Raw genomic sequence first — 17,728 nt, forward strand, 5'->3', positions numbered from 1 at the left:
GCAAGAATTGAATGGTGTGGAATGCGGTGTGTCGCGCTAGCGTTGCCTGGCTGGCAGTACCCGCCACTGGAAGTCGTAGCTCCATTGGTCGAAGTACAGGTTGCCGCCTGCCCACTCGGCCTCGCCGCGCTGCGAGTCGACCGTTTCCGAGCGGAAGTGCTGCTTGGCCGGCACGAAGGGCTGGCCGAAATCGTCGTTGAAGGCGATGCGGTAGCCGTCGAGGCCACCCAGGTAGAAATCGCGCAGTGCAGGCACATCGCTGGCAAGCGCGCCGGTGGTCACGTCCATCGGCAGCCAGCCATACGGCGCCAGGTAGACCTGCCCCCAGTCATGCAGGTTGTTGTAGCCGCTGCCATCGCCGGAGAACACCATGCCCGACTGCCAGCGCGCGGGAATGCCGTTCATGCGCAGCAGCGCGATCAGCAGCAGGGTCTGTTGGCCGCAGTCGGCATGGCCGGCATGCAGCGCGTAATCGCTGATGTTGCTGAGCGTGGAGTATTCGCGCGCACCGGCCCAGGGAATGCGATCCACGGCAGCAAACAGCTTGCGCAGCACTTCATACGGACGTGTCTCGCCCTGCAGTACCTGGTCGGAGAACAGCTTCAGCGCGGGAGTGAAACGCACATGCGGCAGCTGCTCGGCCAGATAGGGCTTCAGTGCCGGGTCGGTCGGAGTCAGCTTTACCTTGGCCGGGTCGATCGCGGTATGCCGGGCGAGGATCGTGACCGCGTAGCGGATCTCGAAGCGCGTCGGCTGCCCAGCCACTGCCTTGGCTTCCAGGTAGGCGGTGCGCTGCAGGGTACTGGCCGGTGCCACCCGCGCCTTGCCCGGGGTGCTGCCCAGCCACTGCACCTGTTCCTGCTGCCCGGGGATTTCGCGCGGGTACGGAATCCAGGCCCGTACAGTTTCGCCGGCCGGGACGGCGTCGGCCTTTACCGTGAGCGACTGGGTGAATTCGTAGCGCTGCGGCAGTACCGACGCCTGGCCACTCTGTTCGGCCGCGGCAACCACGCCTGCGTGGTGGGCGTTGAGCACTTCGTTGGGGCCCGGAGGCGGCATCGGTGCATCCGTGCGGCGGCGCGCGCGTGCTTCGTCGCTGAGCAGGAACAGGTTCGAGGGTGCGCGCTTGAAGTACCAACGCTCGCCATCGATATCGAGATGCTCGATCAGGCCGAGTTGGTCCCAGCGCGCAAGTTCCTCGTCGGTCAGATCGGGAATCCAGCGGCGCACGGCCGCCTTGGCCGCGGCCTCGTCGAGGGAAAAATCCAGGCGGATGCGGCGCATGCGCTCGCGCTGGAAGGTCCCCTCGGTGGTATCGCCTGCCGTTGCCAGCAGCGCTTCGGCATCGCTGAAGCGACCGCTGTCGATCAGGTCGATCACCTGCGTGTGGCGCGCCCGCTGCTGGCTGCTATGCCCATCCGTCGCCTGCGTGGCCGACACCCACAGCAGCAGCACGGCACACAGGCCGGCGGCAGGCAGACGCGGTTTGCGAACGGCAGGATCCACAGCGACACTTCCCCAGCGCGGGTGGTAATGGCTGTGTAACACGGGCCGGGATGCCGGTCAATAATTTATTCTTGCTTTCCATGCCGAAAGGAATAAATATTCCAACAAGCATTCGAGGAGGGTGTGCACCGCATGATCCTGGCTTCCCGCGAACGGCACCGGCATTGGCCGCGCCGCTTGACCCTGGCCCTGTGCCTGCTGGCGGCGCCCGCCTTTGCACAGACCGCGCCGGCACCCGATCCCGGCGCACCGCTGCCCTATGTGATCGGCCTGCACGAGGCCTATCTGACCCCGCAGTACTGGGCCGCGCGCCTGGACAACGCCGATGCGCCGATTCTGGATCGCGCGCAGATCGAAGCACAGAACGCGCGGATGCGGGCGCAGGACAGCCACATCCAGGACATCGCCGCACTGCCCGCCCAGCTTGATGCGGCGACGGTTCGCGCCAGCATCACCGCGCTGTCGAGCTGGCCCACCCGCGCCCTCTACAACGACAAGGGCCAGGCGATCGCACCCGCGCTGCGCAGCGCGATCGAAGCCAACCTCGGACTCGATGCGATTCCCGTCCAGGTGGCACCGGCCTACGGGCTGGTGGTGAAGCGCGCGGCACTGCGTACCTTCCCCACCCGCGAGCGGGTCTTCAGCACTGCCGGTGACACCGACATCGACCGCTTCCAGGAATCGGCACTGTTCCCCGGCGACAAGGTGGCCGTGGTCCATCGCAGTACCGATGGCCATTGGCTGTTCGTGCACAGCGAGCGCTACAGCGCGTGGATCGAAGCCGACGCCATCGCCGGCGGCGACAAGGCCACGGTGCTCGGTTATGGCGCGAAGGGACCGTACCGGATCGTCACCGGCGCCACCGCACAGACCGCCTATACCCCGGAGGAGCCGCGCGTATCGCGCCTGCAGCTGGACATGGGCGTGCGCCTGCCGGTGCTGGCCGACTGGCCCGCTTCAGAACCCGTGAACGGCCAGCAGGCCCACGCCTCGTGGGTGGTGCAGTTGCCGGTGCGGGAAGCCGATGGCCGCCTGAAGCTGGTACCAGCGCTGCTGCCGCGCTCGCAGGACACCGCCGCCGACTACCTGCCAATGACCCCGCGCCTGCTGCTGCAGCAGGCCTTCAAGTTCCTCGGCGAGCGCTACGGTTGGGGCCACGACTACGACACGCGCGACTGCAGCGGTTTCGTTTCCGAGATCTACCGCAGCTTCGGCGTGCTGCTGCCGCGCAATACCAGTGCACAGGCGGTCAGCCCGGCACTGGATCGCCTGCCGTTCACCGACAAGGTCGGCAAGGCACTGCGCGACCGTGCCGTCACCGACCTGAAGGTCGGCGATCTGGTCTACATCCCCGGCCACGTAATGATGGCCATCGGCCACGTCGACGGCCGCACCTGGGTGATCCACGATACAGCGGGCGGCAGCTGGTTCGGTGCCGACGGCACGCGCGTGCAGGCCCATCTCAATGGTGTTTCGGTCACGCCGCTGGAGCCGATGATGGCCAGCGACACCGTCCGCTACATCGACCGCATCACCAACATCCAGCGCCTGCGGGCCAAGACTCCCGAATGAAGATCACCGCCATCGAACTGGGCATGCTGCGCGTGCCGTTGAAGACACCGTTCAAGACCGCGCTGCGCACGGTGGAAACCGTGGAAGACGTGGTGGTGCTGATCCGCACCGACAGCGGCAACACCGGCTATGGTGAAGCCCCGGCCACCGCCGTGATCACCGGCGATACGCACGGCTCGATCATCGAGGCGATCCGCCACTTCATCGCCCCACGCCTGATCGGCCAGGACGTGGTCAACCTCAACCACCTGTGCACGCTGGTGCAGACCGCGATGGAGCGCAACACCAGCGCCAAGGCCGCGGTGGAGATCGCGCTGTACGACCTGTGGGCGCAGCTGCACGGTGCGCCGCTGTACCAGATGCTCGGCGGCGGCGACCCGGTGATCACCACTGACATCACCATCAGCGTGGACTACATCGACAAGATGGTGGCCGATTCGTTGTCGGCGATCGAACGCGGCTTCGAGTCGCTGAAGATCAAGGTCGGCAAGGACATCGGCCTGGACATCGAACGGGTCAAGGCGATCCATGCCGCCGTGGAAGGCCGCGCCCTGCTGCGCCTGGATGCCAACCAGGGCTGGACCGCCAAGCAGGCGGTGCATGCGATGCGCACGCTGGAGGAAGCCGGCGTGGTGCTGGAGCTGCTGGAGCAGCCGGTGAAAGCCGCGGACATCAGTGGCCTGAAGTACGTCACCGACCGCGTCAACACGCCGGTGATGGCCGACGAAAGCGTGTTCAGCCCCAGCCAGGTGATGGACCTGATCCAGCAGCGCGCGGCCGACATCATCAACATCAAGCTGATGAAGACCGGCGGCCTGTCCAACGCGATCCGCATCGCCGACATCGCCGGCATCTACGGCGTGCCGTGCATGATCGGCTGCATGATCGAGTCGAGCATCAGCGTGGCCGCAGCCGTGCACCTGGCCGTGGCCAAGAGTGATGTGATCACCAAGGTTGACCTCGACGGTCCCTCGCTGGGCCAGTTCGACCCGGTCAGCGGCGGCGTGCATTTCAACGAATCGGAGATCAGCATCAGCGACGTGCCGGGGCTGGGCATTACTGAGGTGCGTGGGCTGGAGATGCTGGGGTGATTTCTGCCTTGCGGCTGACGTTGCGTGCCACTGACGTTGGGTCGCGCGTTACTTTTCTTTTCGCGAAAAGAAAAGTAACCAGAAGAAACGCTCCGCCGGCCGCTAGCCGGTGCTACGCACCGGTTCCCTGCGCTCCTCGGCCCGTCGAGGGACGGCGCGGGAACTCGCTACGCTCAGACACCCGCGCCTCTTCGCCCTCGCCGGACCTGCGGTGCCCGGCTCGCTTGAAGGCGGACTCAACGTCAAAAGCAACAACTGCGCTCCGTAACCTCTTCGAGGCTGGAACCCGCTCGACCCATTCCATGACACGCTCTACGCTGCCAGCCGCAACGCGCCCACACATGCCCGGACACCCCGCATGCCGCCCCTGCTGAAGATCCGCACCGAGCGCGGGCAGATGTCGGCCATCGAGCGCCGCATCGCCGACTTCATCCTCGACAACGCCCACCTGCTGCGCGACTACTCGTCACAGCAGCTGGCCAGTGCGCTCGGCATCAGCCAGTCCAGCGTGGTGAAGTTCAGCCAGAAGCTCGGCTTCAAGGGCTACCCGGACCTGAAGTACTCCATCGGCCAGGACGTCGCCCGCGCCGGTGCCGATCCGCAGCAGGCGCCCGACGAACCCGACAGCGGCGATGACTACCTGCGCCTGGGCGAGGCGCTGCGCCGCAGCAAGGCGCAGGCCGAGGAGGAAACACGCCAGGCCAATCCACGCGCGGAGATCGAGCGCATCGTGCAGCTGCTCGACGGTGCGCCCAAGCTGTTCGTGTACGGCCTGGGAGACGACGGCCTGTTCGCGCGCGAGTTCGCCATGCGGCTGTCGCTGCTCGGGCTGCTGGTGGTACCCCATACCGACCCGATCCTGATGCTGGCCAACCTGTCGGCCGCGCGCCCGGGCGATGCGCTGCTGGTGTTCTCCGAATTCGGCAACCTGCCGCAGCTATCGCAGCTGTCGCGCCAGTTCCAGGACATGGGTGGCAAGATGATTTCCATCACCCGCCATACCGCCAACCCGCTGCGCGCGCATGCTGACGCAGCGCTGGTGGTGTGCGCGCACGATCGCACGCCGCAGGTCGCGCAGCTGCTGTACCGTAGCGCCATGCACGCCCTGCTCGATTTCCTGTTCGTGCTGCTCTGCCACACCAATCCGGATCGCCAGCAGCAGCTGGCGGTGAACCTGGAGCGGATCGACCACCTGCTGGATTCCTGACCGGAGCACCTGTTGATGAAATCGCTGGTTCGCCTCGCTACCGCTGCGCTGCTGCTTGCTGCGGCGGTCTCCGTCCACGCCGCGCCGCTGGATGGTGCGCGCCAGCTGATCGTGGTTACCAGCGATGGCTGGGACAGCACCGAGGGCCAGCTGCAGGCCTATGTGCGCGATGGCAAGGGCTGGCACGCGCATGGACAGGCGTTCCCGGTGGCGCTCGGCCGCACTGGCAGTGCCTGGGGCCTGGGCCTGCACCCGGCGCAGGCCGACGGCCCGCAGAAGCAGGAAGGCGATGGCCGCAGCCCTGCGGGCGTGTTCGCGCTCGGCAGTGCGTTCGGCTATGCCGTCACCCGCCGCGGCACCGCCATGCCCTACCAGCCGATGCTGGACAGCAGCTACTGCATGGACGTGCTCGGTTCGCCGTTCTACAACCGCATCGTTGATGAAAAGAAGGTCGGCAATGCAGCGGTCAAGGGCTCCACCGAGCCGATGCGGCTGGATCTGCACAACAAGGGCGACGTGCGCTACCGGGAGGGCTTCGTGATCGCCCACAACCCGGACAACCAGCCCGGCAAGGGCAGCTGCATCTTCGCCCACCTGTGGCGCCAGCCCGGCGAGGCCACCGCCGGCTGCACGGCCATGCCACAAGCGCGCATGCAGGCGCTGCTGGACTGGCTGCGGCCGCAGGATACGCCGCGTTTCGTGCTGCTGCCGCGCGCGGAGTACAAGCGCCTGCAGGCGCAGTGGCAACTGCCCGCGCTGGCCGGAGACGTCCGTTGAGCACGCAGGACGAACCGCAGCTGCAACGCGCGGTCAGCCGCTGGCAGATCGTCGGCCTGTCGATCAACGATGTGATCGGCAGCGGCATCTACCTGCTGCCGGCCGCCACCGTCGCCCTGCTCGGCCCCTTCAGCCTGTGGGGCGTGGTCGCCGCCGGCATCATCGTGGCCTTGCTGGTGCTGTGCTATGCGCAGGCCGCCAGCTACTTCGATGAACCCGGCGGCAGCTACCTGTATGCACGCGAGGCGTTCGGGCGCTTCGCCGGTTTCGAGATCGGCTGGATGATCTGGCTGACCCGCATCAGCTCGGCGGCCGCACTCAGCAACGCGCTGGCCGATGCCGTCGCGCGTTTCTGGCCGTGGGCCGGTGCCGGCATGGGGCGCATCGCGGTGATCGTGGTGTCGCTGGGCTTCCTGACCGGCGTCAACATCATCGGCGTGCGCTCGGCCGCGCGTACCGGCGTGGTGCTGGTGATCGGCAAGATGCTGCCGCTGCTGCTGTTCGTGGCCATCGGTGCGTTCTACATCGACCCGCAGCTGGCCTTCTCCGGCCAGCGCCCGGACCCGAACGACCTGCAACGGATGGGCGAGGCCGCCTTGCTGCTGCTGTACGCCTATGCCGGCTTCGAGAACATCCCGGCCGCCGCCGGCGAGTACCGCAATCCGCGCCGCGATATTCCGTTCGCCCTGATCACCATGATCATCACCGTCACCGTCATCTACGGCGCGGTGCAGGTGGTGGCGCAGGGCACGCTGGCCGGCCTGGCCAGCTCGGCCACGCCGCTGGCCGATGCCGCTGCCGGCTTCGGCGGCGAAGCACTGGCGCTGATCCTGACGGTCGGCGCCACCATCTCCATCCTCGGCACCAACAGCAACACGATGATGATGGGCCCGCGCTTCCTGTTCGCACTGGCCCGCGATGGCTATGGGCCGAAGATCCTGGCGCAGGTGCATCCGCGCTTCCACACGCCGGCCGCGTCGATCCTGTGCCAAGGCCTGATCGCGCTGGGCCTGGCCCTGTCCGGTTCGTTCGTGCAGCTGGCCCTGCTGTCGATGACCACGCGCCTGTTCGCCTACATCGGAACGGCCGCTGCGGTACTGGTGCTGGCCAAGCGCTATGCGGACCGGCCGGGCGCACTGAAACTGCCGGGTGGCCCGCTGATTCCGGTACTGGCGCTGCTGCTGTGCCTGGCCCTGTTCGCCAGTGCCAGCTGGCAGAACATCGCTGCTGCGCTGGTGGCGTTCGCCATCGGCGCGGTGATCTACAAGCTGCCGCGCAAGGATGCCGACGCCGGATGACCGGTAGCGCCGGGCCATGCCCGGCGGATTGATCTGTTGATCACGCTGCCGGACCGGGCCGTTAACCGCCACGCAGGCAGGATCAGGCTTCGTCCACAACGGAGCCTTCCATGACCGAGTACCAGATTCCCGGCCGCGTACCGGACGACAGCACGCCGCGCGATGCGGTCAGCAACTACTGGCGCGAACGCTACACGGCCGAGCCGTACTACGACGACCAGCTGTTCTTCGAGGACTACGAGCCGGCCTACCGCATCGGCCACGCCGCGCGTGCGCAGGACATGATCCGCGCCTACGAGCAGGTCGAAGCCGAGCTGGAATCGCGCTGGGCCAATGAACGTGGCCGCAGCCGGCTGGAATGGGCGCAGGCACGCAATGCCGTGCGCCGTGGCTGGGACGAAGCGCACCTGGCGGACCCGCTGTTGAAGCGATAGCGCCATGCTTCTGTAGAGCCGGGCCTACGCTCGGCTCTCGCACCACGTCTGTAGAGTCGAGCCATGCTCGACTGAGCCGAGCATGGCTCGGCTCTACACCGGATCGATCACTCCTGTTCCGGCAGCGGCGGCACGATCGCGCGGTGCTTGCTCCCGCCACCACCGGCGGCGATCAGGTCGCGGGTGTTCTTCTGCACCGCCACCGCGCCAAACAGCGACAGCGCGTAGGCCATGCCGTAGAAGCCCTTCTCGCTCGATGCCAGCGTGGCATTCCACAGCCCGACCAGCAGCAGCATCAACGCCGACAGCAGTGCGAACCAGCACAGCGCGTAGTACAGGCCACTCACCGGAATGCCTTCGACGCGGTCGCGCACGCTCTTCTGCAGCGACACCGCCGCGAACAGGCCGAACAGCAGCAGGGTCAGGTAGTAGCCCTTCTCGTTGAGCGCCATCGTGGCGTTGAACAGGCCGATCAGGTAGGCCGCCGCACCCAGCAGCAGGGCCACCCAGGAGGCGGCGATGAAGGCGGTGGAGGGCTTGTGGGGCATGGCAGTGTTCATTGCAGGTCCTTGGCAGGCAGACGGGCACGCTTTGCCCGGGCGTGCCCACCCTAGACGATCCCGCCGCGCTCGCACAGGGGTCGCAGGACCTTCGGGCCACGACGCTCACGGCGCCAGTGGTATACAAGGGACAGCCCGGCCATCCGCATCCCCGCACTGGAGATACCCATGACCCGCACGCCCCTGCTGCTCGCCCTCGGCCTGGTGCCGATCCTTGCCACCTCCGCCTGCAATGCCGCCGACCCGGCCGCCAACGGCGCCCAGACCGCAGCGCCCGCAGCCTCCACCACTGCCGACCAGCGCCCGTTCACTGCCACCGAAATCAGCCGGTTCGACCAGCCCTGGGCGATGACCTTCCTGCCCGACGGCAGCCTGCTGGTCACCGAAAAGCGCGGCAAGCTGCAGCACCTGGACCCGGCCAACGGGCAGAAGCATGAGATCACCGGCGTTCCGAAGGTCGCTTACGGCGGCCAGGGCGGCTTCGGTGACGTGATCCTGCACCCGCAATTCGCGAGTAATCACGTGATCTACCTCAGCTACGCCGAGGAAGGCACGCTGGACACCCGCGGTGCTGCCGTGGCCCGGGCCACGCTGGCACTGGATGCCAACGGCGGTGGCCAGCTGAAGGACCTGAAGGTGATCTGGCGGCAGAGCCCCAAGGTCAGCGGCGAGGGCCACTACGGGCATCGCCTCGCGTTCGGCCCCGACGGCAAGCTGTGGATCAGCTCCAGCGAGCGGCAGAAGTTCGATCCGGCCCAGGACATGGGCGGCAACCTCGGCAAGATCATCCGTCTCAACGACGATGGCAGCCTGCCCGCCGACAACCCGTTCGCCTCACAGGGCGGCGTTGCCGCGCAGGTGTGGTCGCTGGGCCACCGCAACATTCTGGGCATGGCCTTCGACGCGAACGGCAAGCTGTGGGCACACGAGATGGGCCCGGCCGGCGGCGACGAACTGAACCTGATCGTGCGCGGCGCCAACTACGGCTACCCGATCGTTTCCAATGGTGACCATTACGACGGCCGGCCGATTCCCGACCACGACACGCGCCCGGAATTCGCCGCGCCGAAGGTGACCTGGACGCCGGTGATCTCGCCGGCCGGCTTCGTGATCTACAGCGGCAACCTGTTCCCGCAGTGGAAGGGCAGCGGCTTCATCGGTGGGCTGTCGTCGACCTCGCTGGTGCGCGTGGCCTTTGATGGTGACAGCGCGCGCGAAGCCGAACGCTTCAACATGGGCGAGCGCATCCGCGAAGTGGAACAGGGCCCGGATGGCGCCCTGTGGCTGCTGGAAGACGGCAGCAAGGCGCGCCTGCTGAAGCTCACACCGAAGACCTGATGCCCCGGTAGTGCCGGCCGCTGGCCGGCACCTGGATCCTTCCGGCATCCGGCGGTTGCCGGCCAGCGGCCGGCACTACCCTGCCAAACGGCCCCGCACGCGGGGCCGTCTGCGTTTACTGGATGGTGATGACCTTCACCTCGGTCTTCGTGCAGGCCTGGTCCAGGCACTGGCCGCTCAACCACACCTGGCCGCTGCCGATCATCACGCCCTGCTGGTTGACGAACACCTTGCCGAAGTCCTGCTCGGACACCGCCTTGACCACCTCCGGGGTGATGATCTTCTCGTAGTTGCGCTGGAACTCTCCGGGGCCGGAGATCTTCTTTCCGCCGCTGATGTTCAACGGGAATCGCACTTCCTCGACCACCGCAGCGCGATCCCCGCCAACCACGGCGGTCTTGAACGCATTGAAGACCTTCTCGAACTGCGCGGCATCGCCAAGCAGCGACTCGATGCGCGCACGCGCATCCGCGGCGGGCGCCTCGGCTGCCGGTGCGGGCGGTGCTAAGTCGGCGGGTCCAGCAGCCGGCGCTGTCGGTTCAGCGGCAGGCGTCGCTGCCGCGCTGGCCTCCATCGGCTGCGGCGCATCCGCCGCAGGCTCGGCCGGCGGTGCCGCCGGCTGCGAACAGGCGGCCAGCATCAGGGCGGGAATCAGGTAGGCCATCCGGCGCATGCGCGCACTCCATCGAAACGGGAGGCCCGATGGTAGCGCCGCCACAGTGACGGCAACAAAAAGGGGACGGAGGGGATTAAGTCGTTTGTGCCACTAACGACTTAATCCCCTCCGTCCCCTTTTTCTTCAATCAGGCCTTCAGCAGTTCGAACTGCACCGCTTCGCCAGCCGCCGAGGACGCGCACACCCACAGGTCGAACAGGCCCGGCTCGCCACGCAGCACGCCGTCGCGGCCGGTGAAGGCCAGCTGCTCGCGGGTCAGGGTGAACACCACGTCGGTCGACTCGCCCGGCTGCAGTGCCACCTTGCGGAAGTCCTTCAGTTCGCGCACCGGACGCACGCGGCTGGCCACACGGTCGTGGATGTACAGCTGCACGACTTCCTCGCCAGCAACGCTGCCGGTGTTGGTCAGCGTGGTGGTGATGGTCAGGGTGTCGTCCCAGCCGAGCTGTGCAGTGCTCAGCTGCGGCACGCCGTAGGCGAAGGTGGTGTAGCCGATGCCATGGCCGAACGGGTACAGCGGTTCGTTCGGAATCTCGCGCCAGCGGGCCTTGAACTCCGACATCGTCGGCAGTTCCGGGCGACCGGTGCGCGGGTGGTTGTAGAAGTACGGCTGCTGGCCGGACACCTGCGGGAAGCTGACCGGCAGGCGGCCGGACGGGCTGTAGTCGCCGAACAGCACATCGGCCACGGCATGGCCGGTCTGCGTGCCCAGGTACCAGGTCACCGCCACAGCCTGTGCATTGCGCACCGCGCCCTGCAGCGCCAGCGCGCGGCCATTGCGCAGCAGCACCACCAGCGGCTTGCCGGTCATCGCCACGGCCTCGGCCAGCGCCTGCTGTGCCGGCGGCAGGGTGATCTCCACGCGCGACTGTGCTTCGCCGCTGTAGCGCTGCGGTTCGCCCAGCGCCAGCACCACCACATCGGCGCGCAGCGCGGCAGCCACCGCCGCTTCGGTACCGCCCGGAATGGCCGCTTCCAGTTCGCAGCCCGGCACGATTTCCAGCATCGCTTCGTCGCCGATGGCGGCACGCACGCCGGTCTCCAGGTCCACGTAACGCTGCTTGTCGCCGAACAGCGTCCAGCAGCCTTCGATGTTCTCGCGGTCCTGCACGAACGGGCCGATCAGCGCGATCTTCTGCCCGGTCTTCTGCAACGGCAGCACGTTGTCGCGGTTGTTCAGCAGCACGATCGAACGCCGCGCGGCGTCGCGCGACAGTTGGTCATGCGCGTCGAGGTACGAGGTATCGGCTTCGCGTGCCGGGTCAAGCGAACGGTACGGGTCGTCGAACAGGCCGATGGTTTCCTTCAGCCACAGGATGCGCCGCACGCCCTCATCCAGCACCGCCATCGGCACCTCGCCGCTCTCGACCAGGCCCGGCAGGTGCTCAGCATAGAAGCCGCTCTGCATGCTCAGGTCCAGGCCGGCGGTGAACGCCTTGGCGGTGGCATCGCGGTCGTCGGCGGCATAGCCGTGGGCGACCAGCTCCATGTCAGCGGTGTAGTCGGAGATCACCACGCCCGGGAACTTCCATTCGCCGCGCAGGATGTCGGTCAGCAGTTCAGCGTTGGCACTGGCCGGCACACCGTTGATGTCATTGAACGAGGACATCACGGTGATCGCGCCGGCGTCGAAGGCGGCCTTGAACGGTGGCAGGTGCACGTCGCGCAGGGTCTGCGGCGAGATGTCCACCATGTTGTATTCCATGCCGGCCATCACCGCGCCGTAGGCGGCGAAGTGCTTCGGCGTGGCCAGCAGCGAATCGGCGGCGCGCAGGTCGCTGCCCTGGAAGCCGCGCACGCGGGCGGCGGCGAACGCACAGCCCAGCACCACGTCCTCACCGGCCCCTTCGGCGCCACGGCCCCAGCGCTGGTCGCGGGCGATATCCACGGCCGGGGCGTAGGTCCAGTGCAGGCCAGCGGCCGTGGCCTCGATGGCGGTGGCGCGCGCGGTGCGCTCGGCCAGGTCCGGCTCGAAGCTGGCGGCCTCGCCCAGCGGAATCGGGAACACGGTGCGCATGCCGTGGATGACGTCGGCGGCCAGGATCACCGGGATGCCCAGGCGGCTCTCCTCGGTGGCGACCTGCTGGATGCGACGGCCCAGCTCGGCGCCCACGCCATTGAACAGCGAGCCGACCTTGCCCTCGCGCACCTGCTGCAGCACCTGGTCGGCATTGCGCACGTTGGCTTCCGGGTTCACGTCCGGGGCGAACGGGCGGACCATGTCCGCGAAGACACCCAGCTGGCCGACCTTTTCCTCGACGGTCATCTGGGCAATGAGGGATTCGATGCGTTCGGAGGCCACCGGCAGTCCTTGATGAAAACGTTTACAAGCCCGGCATTCTAGCGATCCCGAGCCATTTGGCGAGAGGTTTCTTCATTCAGTTTCAGCCACCAGCGGGGTCCGTATGGCTCCGCCGGGGCCACCGCAGCTTACTCCGAGCCGGCCAACTGGCGCTGCCCGGCCATCAACATGGCGTCGCTGGACGCCTGGAACACGCGCAGCCCGAAGGCTGGCAGGATCGCCAGCAGGTGGTCGAAGATGTCCGACTGCACGGCCTCGTACTCGCCCCAGGCGGTGCTGCGGGTGAAGCAGTACAGCTCCAGCGGCAGGCCCTCGGTGGTCGGCTGCAGCTGCCGCACCAGCAGGGTCATGTCGGTATGGATGCCCGGATGGCTGCGCAGGTAGCGCTCCACATACGCGCGGAACGTGCCCAGGTTGGTCACCCGGCGGCTGTTGACCTCGGCCATGCCCTGCTCGCGCAGGCGCCCGTTCCACTGCCCCAGTTCCTGTTCCTTGTCGCGCAGGTAGTCGCGCAGCAGCGCGAATTCGCCGAGGAAGGCCAGGTCGCCCTCGTCCAGGAAGCCGACGCTGTGCTGGTCCAGGTACAGCGCGCGCTTGATCCGGCGGCCACCGGCTTCCTGCATGCCGCGCCAGTTCTTGAACGACTCGGTCACCAGCTTCTTGGTCGGGATGGTGGTGATGGTCTTGTCGAAGTTCTGCACGGTGATGGTGTGCAGCGCGATGTCGATGACGTCGCCGTCGGCGTTCTGGCTGGGCATCTCGATCCAGTCGCCGATGCGCACCCGGCCATCGCCGCTGATCTGCACGCTGGCCACCAGCGACAGGATGGTGTCCTGGAAGATCAGCATCAGCACCGCCGTGGCCGCGCCCAGGCCGGTGACCAGATAGCGCAGGTCGACGCCCGCCAGGGTGGCAACGATCGACAGGCCGGCGATCACGAAGAGGACGATCTTGGCGACCTGCAGGTAGCCCTTGATCGGCTTGTTGCGTGCCTCGGGGCGGCGCTCGTACAAATCGTTGGCCGCATCCAGCGCATGCGAGATGGCCAGCACCACGGTCAGGATCGCCCACGCCTGGCAGGCGCCGATGATGAAGCTGACCAGGCCCGGCGGCAGGTCCGGCACGATGCGGATGCCCGAGGCGATCACCTGGCTGGGCACCACGTTGGACAGGCGCGAGATCACCCGCATCAGATGGCTGCCGCGGCCGGTGTCAGCGCCGGGGAGGCGGCTGAGCAGGCGCCGCAGGCCACGCAGCAGGATGCGCTTGGTCACCCAGTTGGCCAGGCCGGCCGCGATCAGCAGCGCCGAGATCATCAACGCCAGGTAGGCGCCGGGATAGGGTTCCAGTGTGTTCTGCAGCCGTTCCAGCCACTGTACCGCCACCACCGCATCCACCATCAGTTGTCTCCTGTCTGTTTCGTTGTTGCCAAGGTTGCTGGCCAGCGGCCGGCACTACCGGGGTTGTCGGCCAACGGCCGGCACGACCGGGTCAGTCCCGCGTGCGTTCGATGATCACGCCCACCGCACGCGCGCCGCGCACTGCGCCCGGCTTGCTCAGCTTCAGGCGCAGCCACTTCACGTCGAATTCGTCCAGCACGATCTGCGCGCAGCGCTCGGCCAGCGTCTCGACCAGGCCGAACTCCGACTCGCGCACGAACTGTTCCAGGCGCTTGCTCACCGCCTTGTAGTTCAGGGTGTGGGCGATGTCATCGGTGGCTGCGGGGCGACGGTTGTCGAAACCCATTTCCAGGTCGAACACCAGGTCCTGGCGGATCCGTCGTTCCCAATCGTAGATACCGATCAGGGCGTCGATCGTCAGCCCTTCGATGAAAACCTTGTCCATTGCGCTTACCGGCACGAATACAGGCGGCCATGGTAACGGCACGGCGGTGAGCCTGCCCGGAACGGGCGGTGGGCCACCGGCGTGGGGCGGCCCGGAAAAAACAAAGGGCCCTGCTAGCAGGGCCCTTTGGTACTACCGTTTGTCCCCAGGGGGAGCTGGAATCCAGCCGCGAGTCCCGGTGGCGCAGGCACGCAGATTAGGCAAGGACCAGATCGCCGGTCAAGGCCAAATCCGACAGGACAGGTCAGGTATTCGTCCGAGGCAAAACGCAGAAAATCAGCCGCGCGGACAAGGACGTTCCCTGATGGTCGCCGCCGCCCACTCTCGCGAACATCGATCCCTCCTTCACCACCGCACATGACGATGGCTCCATACGATGTACTGCGGCGCGCGTTGTCAGCGGAGCGTCTGTCTACTTACGAGAGAATCGCATCGACCTGCGGCCCCGACGTCACAGCCGAATCCCTCTACCTCTGGAACATGCGGCTGTGCAGTGCACTGATGATGCCGGTCCATCTGTGCGAGGTGGTCACCCGCAACGCCGCGGCAATGGTTCTTGTTCGGCAGCACGGTCCACGTTGGCCCTGGAATGATGCCTTCAGACGCAGGCTGCCAACTTCGTCCAGTACTTCTCCACGCACGGCACTGGAACAACTTGCCAGTCGCGCCAGCGATACACCTGAAATCGTCGCCAACCTGCCTATGGTGTTCTGGCAGCAGCTATTCACATGTCGCTTCGATTCCACGCTGTGGATACCGGCACTCAGCGGAGTCCTGCGCCATGCGCCTTGCGCCCACCCCAGTGTCATCCGGAAAGCCATCCACGCGGATATTGGCCGCATCCGCCACCTGCGCAACCGCATCGCCCATCACGAGCCCATCCTGGAGCGCGACATCGGCGCCGACCTGGCCGCGATCGGGCGGCTGATCCATGCCCGCTGCCCACACACCCTGGGCTGGCTGCAGCGCCATGAGCGGGCGACAACCGTGCTGGCGGCGTCGCCGTTGGCAGTGCATCGGTAATGCATCCGCCGGGCATGGCCCGACGCTATCGGTTCACACCGCCGGCAGGGTCGCCATGTCCCAGCGCGGGGTCACATCCACCTTCGGCGGGCTGTGCTGGCCAGCGTGCAGCCGCAGCGCGCCAGCGAAGGCGATCATCGCGCCGTTGTCGGTGCACAGTGCAGGCCGCGGGAAGCAGGCGCGGCCGCCGAGGCGCTCGGCCATCTGCTGCAGGCGGGCGCGCAGGCGCTTGTTGGCACCTACACCGCCGGCAACCACGATCACGTTCGTCCCGGCCGCTTCCAGCGCGCGCTCGCACTTGATCGACAGGGTCTCGACCACCGCGTCCTCAAAGCCCCGGGCAATATCGGCGCGGGTCTGCTCGCTCTGGTCGCTGTCGCGCCAGGCCATCAGGACCTGGGTCTTCAGGCCGGAGAAGCTGAAATCCAGCCCCGGGCGGTCGGTCATCGGCCGCGCGAAGCGGTACGCGCCCGGCGTGCCCTGCTCGGCCAGCCTGGCCAGCTGCGGGCCGCCCGGGTACGGCAGGCCCATCAGCTTGGCGGTCTTGTCGAAGGCCTCGCCAGCCGCATCGTCCAGGGTTTCGCCCAGCAGCCGGTACTGGCCGATCGCATCCACCGCCACCAGCTGGGTATGGCCACCGGACACCAGCAGCGCAACGAACGGGGCCTGCGGCGGGTCGTCTTCCATCAGCGGTGCCAGCAGGTGCCCTTCCATATGGTGTACGCCGACGGCCGGGACCTCCAGCGCCCAAGCCAGTGATCGGGCCACGCCCGCACCCACCAGCAGCGCGCCGACCAGGCCGGGACCGGCCGTATAGGCGACGCCATCGATATCGCCTACACCCAGACCGGCGTCGGCCAGGGTCTGGCGCACCAGCGGCAGCAGCTTGCGGACGTGGTCGCGGCTGGCCAGCTCGGGCACCACGCCACCGTATTCGGCGTGCAGGGCGATCTGGCTGTAGACCGCATGGGCGCGCAGGGCTGCGCTGCCGGCCAGGTCGGTGTCATACACCGCCACGCCGGTCTCATCACAGGAAGATTCGATGCCAAGGACTCGCATGCCTGCTATTATGACGCCCCTGCCGTCCCCTCGGGGAGCGTGCAGATCTCACTGCTTTCGAACCGCCGGCCCGTATTCAGGGTTGGTCGCTTGCAGTTTGTCGATTCGCCGCTATAATGTGCGGCTCGCCGGGCGTGACCCGGTTCTACTGTGTCCCGGAGATTCCATGCCCAGCGTCAAAGTCCGCGAGAACGAGCCCTTCGAGTTTGCTCTTCGCCGCTTCAAGCGCACTTGCGAAAAGGCCGGTGTGCTGGCCGAAACCCGCAAGCGCGAGTTCTACGAAAAGCCGACCCAGGAGCGCAAGCGCAAGGCCGCCGCTGCTGTGAAGCGTCAGCTGCGCCGCTCGTCGCGCGACGTCACCAAGCGTCAGCGCCTGTACTGATCGGACGCATCTTCATTGCGGCGGGCCTGCCCGTTGCGATGGAGCCGAAGCCGGCACGCGCGAGCGTCGCCGGCTTTTTGCGTTTCCGGGTTCGGGCATCCGCCCCGCCCCACCTACCACCACGAGGTTCCTCATGAGCATGAAGCAGCAGCTCACCGAAGACATGAAGGCCGCCATGAAGGCGGGCGAGAAGCACAAGCTGGGCGTGATCCGCCTGATCAATGCCGCCATCAAGCAGCGCGAAGTGGACGAGCGCATCGAGCTGGACGACACCGCCGTGATCGCCGTGCTCGACAAGATGGTCAAGCAGCGCAAGGACTCGGTCAGCCAGTACGAAGCCGCCAACCGCGAAGACCTCGCCGAGATCGAGCGCGCCGAGATCGTGGTCATCGAAGCCTACCTGCCGGCCAAGATGGGCGAAGCCGAGATCGTGGCCGCCATCCAGGCCGCCATCACCGAGACCGGCGCCTCCGGCCCGGCCGACATGGGCAAGCTGATGGGCGCCCTGAAGCCCAAGCTCGCTGGCCAGGCCGACATGGGCCTGGTGTCCAAGCTGGTCAAGCAGCAGCTGGCGTAATCCGGCAACGGGGTCGGATCCCTTTCGCAACGCGAAAGGGCTCTGACCCCAATTGATGTACCCGTTTCACCGCACCTTCGT

At 67.0% G+C, this 17,728-nt stretch carries 17 protein-coding genes; 10 read left to right on the forward strand and 7 right to left on the reverse strand.

Features of this window, described 5'->3' with window-relative positions:
- Positions 1-36: 36 nt before the first annotated feature.
- Positions 37-1,506, reverse strand: a complete 1,470-nt coding sequence (locus AC5P7R_RS17050) for a transglutaminase-like domain-containing protein (RefSeq protein ID WP_111098409.1) — start codon at positions 1,504-1,506, stop codon at positions 37-39.
- A 132-nt stretch (positions 1,507-1,638) separates the two neighbouring features.
- Here AC5P7R_RS17050 and AC5P7R_RS17055 point away from each other — a divergent pair, with 132 nt between their 5' ends.
- From AC5P7R_RS17055 to AC5P7R_RS17080, 6 genes are all read left to right on the forward strand, one after another.
- Entirely contained in the window at positions 1,639-3,078 is a 1,440-nt protein-coding gene (locus AC5P7R_RS17055) for an SH3 domain-containing protein (RefSeq protein WP_495214093.1), read from the forward strand.
- Complete coding sequence (locus tag AC5P7R_RS17060) at positions 3,075-4,169, forward strand: dipeptide epimerase (protein ID WP_005415027.1); 1,095 nt, start codon at positions 3,075-3,077, stop codon at positions 4,167-4,169. Before AC5P7R_RS17055 ends, AC5P7R_RS17060 begins: the two co-directional genes overlap by 4 nt.
- A gap of 358 nt (positions 4,170-4,527) precedes the next feature.
- Positions 4,528-5,376, forward strand: a complete 849-nt coding sequence (locus AC5P7R_RS17065; RefSeq protein WP_019662204.1) for a MurR/RpiR family transcriptional regulator — start codon at positions 4,528-4,530, stop codon at positions 5,374-5,376.
- A 15-nt stretch (positions 5,377-5,391) separates the two neighbouring features.
- Positions 5,392-6,153 (forward strand): L,D-transpeptidase family protein, encoded by a 762-nt coding sequence (locus AC5P7R_RS17070; protein WP_495214095.1) that lies wholly within the window; start codon positions 5,392-5,394, stop codon positions 6,151-6,153.
- Positions 6,150-7,451: an APC family permease gene (locus AC5P7R_RS17075; RefSeq protein WP_227854382.1), complete on the forward strand. Its 1,302-nt coding sequence runs from the start codon at positions 6,150-6,152 to the stop codon at positions 7,449-7,451. Before AC5P7R_RS17070 ends, AC5P7R_RS17075 begins: the two co-directional genes overlap by 4 nt.
- Before the next feature lie 110 nt (positions 7,452-7,561).
- Positions 7,562-7,885, forward strand: a complete 324-nt coding sequence (locus AC5P7R_RS17080) for a hypothetical protein (protein ID WP_069139911.1) — start codon at positions 7,562-7,564, stop codon at positions 7,883-7,885.
- Between the two features lie 107 nt (positions 7,886-7,992).
- Here AC5P7R_RS17080 and yiaA read toward each other — a convergent pair whose 3' ends face one another.
- A complete protein-coding gene (gene yiaA, locus AC5P7R_RS17085; protein ID WP_111102247.1) occupies positions 7,993-8,445 on the reverse strand; it encodes an inner membrane protein YiaA in 453 nt (150 codons plus the stop codon).
- Between the two features lie 168 nt (positions 8,446-8,613).
- Here yiaA and AC5P7R_RS17090 point away from each other — a divergent pair, with 168 nt between their 5' ends.
- Positions 8,614-9,783, forward strand: coding sequence for a PQQ-dependent sugar dehydrogenase (locus tag AC5P7R_RS17090; protein ID WP_227854383.1), 1,170 nt, complete (start codon positions 8,614-8,616; stop codon positions 9,781-9,783).
- Positions 9,784-9,898: 115 nt separating this feature from the next.
- Here AC5P7R_RS17090 and AC5P7R_RS17095 read toward each other — a convergent pair whose 3' ends face one another.
- The 4 genes from AC5P7R_RS17095 to folB form a co-directional block, all read right to left on the reverse strand.
- Positions 9,899-10,456: a hypothetical protein gene (locus AC5P7R_RS17095; protein ID WP_227854384.1), complete on the reverse strand. Its 558-nt coding sequence runs from the start codon at positions 10,454-10,456 to the stop codon at positions 9,899-9,901.
- A 130-nt stretch (positions 10,457-10,586) separates the two neighbouring features.
- A complete protein-coding gene (locus tag AC5P7R_RS17100; RefSeq protein WP_227854385.1) occupies positions 10,587-12,761 on the reverse strand; it encodes a glycoside hydrolase family 3 N-terminal domain-containing protein in 2,175 nt (724 codons plus the stop codon).
- A 128-nt stretch (positions 12,762-12,889) separates the two neighbouring features.
- On the reverse strand, positions 12,890-14,161 hold the full coding sequence (locus AC5P7R_RS17105) for a mechanosensitive ion channel family protein (RefSeq protein WP_021202941.1): 1,272 nt from the start codon (positions 14,159-14,161) through the stop codon (positions 12,890-12,892).
- A gap of 91 nt (positions 14,162-14,252) precedes the next feature.
- Entirely contained in the window at positions 14,253-14,606 is a 354-nt protein-coding gene (gene folB / locus AC5P7R_RS17110) for a dihydroneopterin aldolase (protein ID WP_005407807.1), read from the reverse strand.
- A 357-nt stretch (positions 14,607-14,963) separates the two neighbouring features.
- Between folB and AC5P7R_RS17115 the strand changes: the two genes are divergently transcribed.
- Positions 14,964-15,629, forward strand: a complete 666-nt coding sequence (locus AC5P7R_RS17115; RefSeq protein ID WP_021202940.1) for a hypothetical protein — start codon at positions 14,964-14,966, stop codon at positions 15,627-15,629.
- Positions 15,630-15,662: 33 nt separating this feature from the next.
- Here AC5P7R_RS17115 and tsaD read toward each other — a convergent pair whose 3' ends face one another.
- A complete protein-coding gene (tsaD, locus tag AC5P7R_RS17120; protein WP_227854386.1) occupies positions 15,663-16,688 on the reverse strand; it encodes a tRNA (adenosine(37)-N6)-threonylcarbamoyltransferase complex transferase subunit TsaD in 1,026 nt (341 codons plus the stop codon).
- Between the two features lie 166 nt (positions 16,689-16,854).
- Between tsaD and rpsU the strand changes: the two genes are divergently transcribed.
- A complete protein-coding gene (gene rpsU / locus AC5P7R_RS17125; protein ID WP_002808376.1) occupies positions 16,855-17,070 on the forward strand; it encodes a 30S ribosomal protein S21 in 216 nt (71 codons plus the stop codon).
- Positions 17,071-17,203: 133 nt separating this feature from the next.
- The gene (locus AC5P7R_RS17130; protein ID WP_021202938.1) at positions 17,204-17,647 is read left to right on the forward strand and encodes a GatB/YqeY domain-containing protein; all 444 of its coding nucleotides are present in this window, start codon (positions 17,204-17,206) and stop codon (positions 17,645-17,647) included.
- Positions 17,648-17,728 lie beyond the last annotated feature (81 nt).

The sequence above is a fragment of the Stenotrophomonas sp. YJH_SMC_27 genome, assembly GCF_059369815.1.

Coding starts and splice junctions, on each gene's coding strand:
- AC5P7R_RS17055 (WP_495214093.1), top strand. CDS start 1,639: ATGATCCTGGCTTCCCGCGAACGGCACCGGCATTGGCCGCGCCGCTTG.
- yiaA (WP_111102247.1), bottom strand. CDS start 8,445: ATGAACACTGCCATGCCCCACAAGCCCTCCACCGCCTTCATCGCCGCC.
- AC5P7R_RS17070 (WP_495214095.1), top strand. CDS start 5,392: ATGAAATCGCTGGTTCGCCTCGCTACCGCTGCGCTGCTGCTTGCTGCG.
- rpsU (WP_002808376.1), top strand. CDS start 16,855: ATGCCCAGCGTCAAAGTCCGCGAGAACGAGCCCTTCGAGTTTGCTCTT.
- AC5P7R_RS17115 (WP_021202940.1), top strand. CDS start 14,964: ATGACGATGGCTCCATACGATGTACTGCGGCGCGCGTTGTCAGCGGAG.
- AC5P7R_RS17095 (WP_227854384.1), bottom strand. CDS start 10,456: ATGCGCCGGATGGCCTACCTGATTCCCGCCCTGATGCTGGCCGCCTGT.
- tsaD (WP_227854386.1), bottom strand. CDS start 16,688: ATGCGAGTCCTTGGCATCGAATCTTCCTGTGATGAGACCGGCGTGGCG.
- AC5P7R_RS17090 (WP_227854383.1), top strand. CDS start 8,614: ATGACCCGCACGCCCCTGCTGCTCGCCCTCGGCCTGGTGCCGATCCTT.
- AC5P7R_RS17060 (WP_005415027.1), top strand. CDS start 3,075: ATGAAGATCACCGCCATCGAACTGGGCATGCTGCGCGTGCCGTTGAAG.
- AC5P7R_RS17130 (WP_021202938.1), top strand. CDS start 17,204: ATGAGCATGAAGCAGCAGCTCACCGAAGACATGAAGGCCGCCATGAAG.
- AC5P7R_RS17065 (WP_019662204.1), top strand. CDS start 4,528: ATGCCGCCCCTGCTGAAGATCCGCACCGAGCGCGGGCAGATGTCGGCC.
- AC5P7R_RS17080 (WP_069139911.1), top strand. CDS start 7,562: ATGACCGAGTACCAGATTCCCGGCCGCGTACCGGACGACAGCACGCCG.
- folB (WP_005407807.1), bottom strand. CDS start 14,606: ATGGACAAGGTTTTCATCGAAGGGCTGACGATCGACGCCCTGATCGGT.
- AC5P7R_RS17105 (WP_021202941.1), bottom strand. CDS start 14,161: ATGGTGGATGCGGTGGTGGCGGTACAGTGGCTGGAACGGCTGCAGAAC.